General features: G+C 66.3%; 6 protein-coding genes. 5 read left to right on the top strand and 1 reads right to left on the bottom strand.

The features are described 5' to 3' along the window. Positions 1 to 80 precede the first annotated feature (80 nt). The 5 genes from ybeY (at position 81) to AB4Y84_RS11885 (ending at position 4460) form a co-directional block, all read left to right on the top strand. Positions 81 to 566 (top strand): rRNA maturation RNase YbeY, encoded by a 486-nt coding sequence (gene ybeY / locus AB4Y84_RS11905; RefSeq protein WP_100464485.1) that lies wholly within the window; start codon positions 81 to 83, stop codon positions 564 to 566. Between the two features lie 117 nt (positions 567 to 683). Continuing rightward, on the top strand, positions 684 to 1232 hold the full coding sequence (locus AB4Y84_RS11900; protein ID WP_442243725.1) for a hypothetical protein: 549 nt from the start codon (positions 684 to 686) through the stop codon (positions 1230 to 1232). Between the two features lie 64 nt (positions 1233 to 1296). After that, a complete protein-coding gene (locus tag AB4Y84_RS11895) occupies positions 1297 to 2178 on the top strand; it encodes an HlyC/CorC family transporter (protein WP_032975685.1) in 882 nt (293 codons plus the stop codon). Further along, positions 2175 to 3416, top strand: coding sequence for a lipoprotein N-acyltransferase Lnb domain-containing protein (locus tag AB4Y84_RS11890; protein ID WP_312109026.1), 1242 nt, complete (start codon positions 2175 to 2177; stop codon positions 3414 to 3416). Before AB4Y84_RS11895 ends, AB4Y84_RS11890 begins: the two co-directional genes overlap by 4 nt. Before the next feature lie 15 nt (positions 3417 to 3431). Beyond that, positions 3432 to 4460: a magnesium and cobalt transport protein CorA gene (locus AB4Y84_RS11885; RefSeq protein WP_051562385.1), complete on the top strand. Its 1029-nt coding sequence runs from the start codon at positions 3432 to 3434 to the stop codon at positions 4458 to 4460. Positions 4461 to 4647: 187 nt separating this feature from the next. On the opposite strand, the gene AB4Y84_RS11880 is transcribed toward AB4Y84_RS11885, so the two are convergent. Beyond that, the coding region (locus AB4Y84_RS11880) for an aldehyde dehydrogenase family protein (protein WP_442250179.1) at positions 4648 to 5407 on the bottom strand (760 nt) is incomplete at its 5' end.

The raw sequence follows: 5407 nt of genomic DNA, 5'->3' as shown, positions 1-5407 counted from the left end.
GTCCGCCACCCGCTGGTGGCGCGGATCGTCAGTGCCTACGACCGCCGCGACCTGCATGAGATCCAACCTGGAGCGACTCCATGACCCGTGGTCCCGTACGACTGGATGTCGCCGTCAGCTACGCCCTGCCCCGCGCCGGGCTGCCCTCTGCCGTCAGCTTCCGCAAGTGGGTGGCGGCTGCGCTGAAGGGCCGGATCCGCGAGGCCGACCTGGCCATCCGCGTGGTCGACAGCAAGGAAGGCCAGTCGTTGAACCGGCACTACCGGGGCAAGGACTACGCCACCAACGTGCTGAGCTTCCCGGCCGACGTGCCGGAGGGCCTGCCCAAGGGCGTCAAGTTCCCGCTGCTGGGCGACCTGGTGATCTGCGCACCGGTGGTGGCGCGTGAAGCCGACGAGCAGGGCAAAGTGCTCAACGCCCACTACGCGCACCTGACCGTACACGGCGTGCTGCACCTGCTCGGCTGGGACCACGAGGACGACAAGGAAGCCGAGGCGATGGAACAGCTGGAGCGCGAAATCCTGGCCGAGCTCGGCATCGACGACCCGTACGCGGGCGAGCGCTGAAACCTGGCCAGCCCCTGCGTGATCGAGCCCATGCTCGGGCGCAGTGGGCCATGCGCCCCGCAGAACCGACCAGAATGCAGCCGAGCATGGGCTCGGCTCTACCACGGAACCTCGCCTGTGCTGCTGCGTACTGCCCTGCCCCTGCTGCTCGTTGCCTCCACCGCTTCCGCCGCGCCGGACCTGCCTGCCCTGATCGAATGCCGCCAGGGCGTGGCCGAGCACGCCGCGCTGGCACCGCTGCTGGCCGATCCGCTGAAGGCCGTGGCCCACGGCCTGCAGCCGCTGCCGCAGGGCAACCAGTTCATGAGCGAGTACCGGCTGGCCAGCCCGATCACCGTGTTCGGCCAGCAGGCCGAGCGTGTGGCCGTGGCCGGCGCCAGCGTCATGGCCGTACTCGACCAGGCCGACCCGCGGCCGTTGGCCAAGCAGCTGGCCCTGGAGATCGGCTACGACCAGGACGGCAAGTTCATGGCCGGGCGCGAGCTGGTCAGCCGCGATGTGACCGACCCGAAGACCGGGGAGGCGCAGATCGAGTCGATCATCCTCAGCGTATCCACCGTCGCCAGCCACCCCGGAAGGACCCTGGCCGGCTGCACCTACAGCCTGGACCTGCCGGCCGAGGACGAGGGCCCGGCCGCCACCGCCCCGGCGGCCGACGGTCACTGACAGGCCCCCACATCCTGCTAGACTTGGGTCATCGCCCGGCCTGCCGGGTGCCTTTTTTCCAGAGATGTCAGAAGACGACAGTAGTAGCTCCTTCGTGGAGCACAGTGAAAAGAAGCGCGGCTGGCTTGAACGCCTGACGTCTGCTTTTTCCGGCGAACCCCACACCCGCGACGAGCTGGTCGCTGTCCTGCACACCGCGCAGGAAGAAGGGTTGATCGCCGCCGATACCCTGAAGATGATGGAAGGTGCCATTTCGGTGGCCGAGCTGACCGTGGGCGACGTGATGATCTCGCGTTCGCAGATGGTCTCGCTGCCGGTCGAGGCGCCCTTCCTGGAGCTGATGAAGCAGGTGGTCGAGTCCGGTCATTCGCGCTTCCCGGTGCATGGCGAAAACAAGGACGACATCCTTGGCGTGTTGCTGGCCAAGGACCTGCTGCGTGGCGTGGTTGCCGACAACGGTCCGGGCAACGTGCGTGAACTGCTGCGCCCGGCGGTGCTGATTCCGGAAGCGAAGAAGCTCAACGTACTGCTGAAGGAATTCCGCCTGTCGCGCAACCACATGGCGATCGTGGTGGACGAGTACGGCGGTGTCGCCGGCCTGGTCACCATCGAGGACGTGCTGGAGCAGATCGTCGGCGAGATCGACGACGAGCATGACGAGGCCGAGGATTTCTCCGCGCAGATCGCCATCCAGGCTGATGGCCAGTACGTGGTGGATGCACTGACGCCGATCGGCGATTTCAACGAGCGCTTCGGTGCCACCTTCTCCGATGAGGACTACGACACCATCGGTGGCCTGGTAACCGAAGCGGTGGGCCATCTGCCGGAAGTCGGTGACGAACTGGCGCTGGACCGCTTCATGTTCCGCGTAGCCCGCGCCGATGCGCGCCGGGTCCAGGCATTCCATGTAACGGTGCTGGCACCGGACGCGCAGGACGACGCTTGAAGCACCGTGGCCTGATCCTGACCCTGTGGCTGGCGTTGTGCCTGCTGGCCACGGCCCTGCCCCTGGCTGCGTTCGCGCAGGCGGCGGCGCCGACCGTTTCGACGGCCAGCGATGCCCCTGCCCCGCGCGTCGGTGTGGTCACCATGCAGCCCGGCACCGTGTTCTTCGAACGCTTCGGCCACGATGCCATCGTCGTGCTGGACCCAGTGAGCGGCGAGGCGATCTCGTACAACTTCGGCTACTTCGATCCGTCCGAACAGGATTTCATCGGCCGCTTCGTGCGTGGCGACATGATGTATTACCTGGTGGCGCTGCCGCTGCAGCAGGACCTGTCGTACTACGACGAGACCGGCCGCGGTGCCAGCGTGCAGTGGCTGGATATCACGCCTGACCAGGCGCGCTCGCTGGCCGCCGACCTGGCCGAACGGGCCAAGCCGGAAAACGCGCGCTACCACTACGATTACTACACCGCCAACTGCGCGACGATGGTGCGCGACACGCTGGACAAGGCACTGGGCGGCGGGCTGCATTCACAGCTGTCGGGCCGTTCGCGTGGCAACACCTATCGCAGCGAGTCGGTGCGCCTGGCGTCGCCGGCCCCGTGGATGTGGCTGGGCTTCGATATCGGCCTGGGTCCGTTTGCCGACCAGCCGCTGTCGCGCTGGCAGGAAGCCTTCGTGCCGATGCGCCTGGCCGATGCCCTGCGGCAAGCCCGCAACAGCGACGGCCGCCCGCTGGTGCAGTCCGAGCAGGAACTGCTGCCGCACCGCATCGATCCCGAACCCAAGGAGTTCGCGCGCCGCTGGTGGCCGTGGCTGCTGTGTGGCCTGGTGATTGCGGTGGGCGTGCTGGCGCTGCGCAGGCGTACGCGCCTGCTGGCCGGCCTGGCCTTGCCGCTGTGGCTGCTGTGCACGATCGCCGGTGGCCTGCTGGTGTTCCTGTGGGGTTTCAGCACGCACTACGCTGCCTGGGCCAACCGCAACCTGCTGCTGCTGTCGCCGCTGTGCGTACTGCTGTTGCCGGGGGCGATCAGCCTGCTGCGACGGCGCGTGCCTGGCCGCATGTTCAGGATCGTCCTGTGGCTGGTGGCGGTGCAGGCCGTGGCTGCCCTGGTGCTGCACTGGCTGAGCCTGCAGGCGCAGTACAACGTGCAGTGGATCGTACTGCTGCTGCCGGTCCACGCGGCGCTGGCCTGGGTGCTGGGGCGCCGTCCTCACTTGTCGGAAACGCAGCACTGACGCACGATGGCGGGCATGTCATTGCCCGCCTCACTGCCCGCCCCTGCTGCTGCCGCCTCCGCCGCAGCCAATCCCACCTGCGTCATCAACTGCGTCCACTACGATGACGACGGCAAACGCCACGACATCAGTCTGGATGCCATCAGCGATGTCATCGCCAGCAACAATGGTTTCGTCTGGGTCGGCCTGTACGATCCGAACGAAGATGTACTGCTGAAGCTGCAGGAAGAATTCTGCCTGCACGACCTGGCCGTCGAAGATGCGCGCAACGCGCACCAGCGCCCCAAGGTGGAGGCCTACGGCAACTCGTTGTTCGTGGTGGTGACCACCGCGCAGATGGTTGACGAGCGCATCCAGTACGGCGAGACCCACGCCTTCCTCGGCCCACGGTTCCTGGTGACCGTTCGCCATGGCGCCTCGCTCTCGTACGCACCGGTGCGTGCGCGCGTGGAGCGCGAACCACAGCTGCTGAAGATGGGCCCGTCGTACTGCCTGTACGCCGTGGCCGACTTCGTGGTCGACAATTACCTGCCCATCACCAACCGCTTCCGCGACACCCTGGAACTGCTGGAGAAGGACATCTTCGCCGACAGCTACAAACGCAGCACGGTGGTGCGCCTGTACGAGCTCAAGCGCGAGTTGAACAAGATGCGGATGGCGGTGGCGCCACTGCAGGATGTACTGGCACAGCTGCGCCGCTACCAGGGCGAGCTGTTCCCGGACGAAGTGAAGCTGTATATCCGCGACGTGCACGACCATGCGGTACGCATCAGCGATGTCATCGACACGCTGCGCGAGATGCTGGGCACGGCCCTGAGCGTGAACCTGTCACTGGTGACGCTGGCCCAGGGTGAGACAGTGAAGCGGCTGGGTGCCTGGGCCGCGCTGCTGGCCGCACCGACGCTGATCACCAGCTGGTATGGCATGAATTTTAGCCACATGCCGGAATTGAACCAGCCATGGGCCTACCCGCTGATGATCGTCGCTGTCGGTGGCATCTGCGTTGGCCTGTACCGGCTGTTCAAGCGGGTGAAGTGGTTGTAGGGCGTATCGACCAACGGTCGATACCCACCGAACCGTTAGGCCACCAACGGGTGAAGTGGCTGTAGGGCGTATCGACCAACGGTCGATACCCACTGGACCGGTAGGCCACCAACCGTCGATACCCACTGGACCGGTAGGCCACGACGGTCGACACCTAGCGTACCTATCGTGGCGCATTGGGCGAACATCAAGCCACGTAGATGGTCTTGATGTTCATGAACTCATGGATGCCGTGGTCGGCCAGTTCACGGCCGAAACCTGATTCCTTGCTGCCGCCGAACGGCAACCGTGCATCGCTCTTGACGATGGCGTTGACGAAGGCCGCGCCGCATTCCATGCGCTGGGCGAAGGACTCGCCACGCACCGGGTCGCGCGTCCACACGCTGCCGCCGAGGCCGAAGCGGGTGTCGTTGGCCACGCGCAGTGCCTCGGCTTCATCCTTGACCCGGATGACCGCAGCGACCGGCCCGAACAGTTCTTCGTCATAGGCCGGCATGCCCGGCCCCACCTGGTCGAGCACGCTGGCCGGGTAGCCCGCATGCGAACCGGCGATCGGTTCGCCGCCGATCAGCACCCGCGCGCCTTTGGCGACGCTGGCCTGCACCTGCTTGTGCAGTTCGTCGCGCAGGTCGGCACGGGCCATCGGTGCCAGCGTGGTGCCGCGCTCGTTCGGGTCGCCGTACTGACGCTCGCCTGCAGCTTCGACGAAGCGCCGGGTGAATTCATCGGCCACCGCTTCAACCACAATGAAGCGCTTGGCGGCAATGCAGGTCTGGCCACTGTTGTCGAAGCGCGACTTCACCGCGGCGGCAACCGCCTTGTCCAGGTCGGCATCATCGAGCACCACGAAGGCGTCGCTGCCGCCCAGCTCCATCACCGACTTCTTCAACTGGCTGCCAGCGTTGGACGCGATGGAGCGCCCTGCCCTCTCGCTGCCGGTCAGGGTG

The organism is Stenotrophomonas sp. 2YAF22 (assembly GCF_052114665.1).
In the GTDB taxonomy this organism is placed as follows: Bacteria; Pseudomonadota; Gammaproteobacteria; order Xanthomonadales; family Xanthomonadaceae; genus Stenotrophomonas; species Stenotrophomonas indicatrix.
Note: the sequence above shows the minus strand (reverse complement) of the source record. Positions and strands in the feature narration are given on the sequence as shown.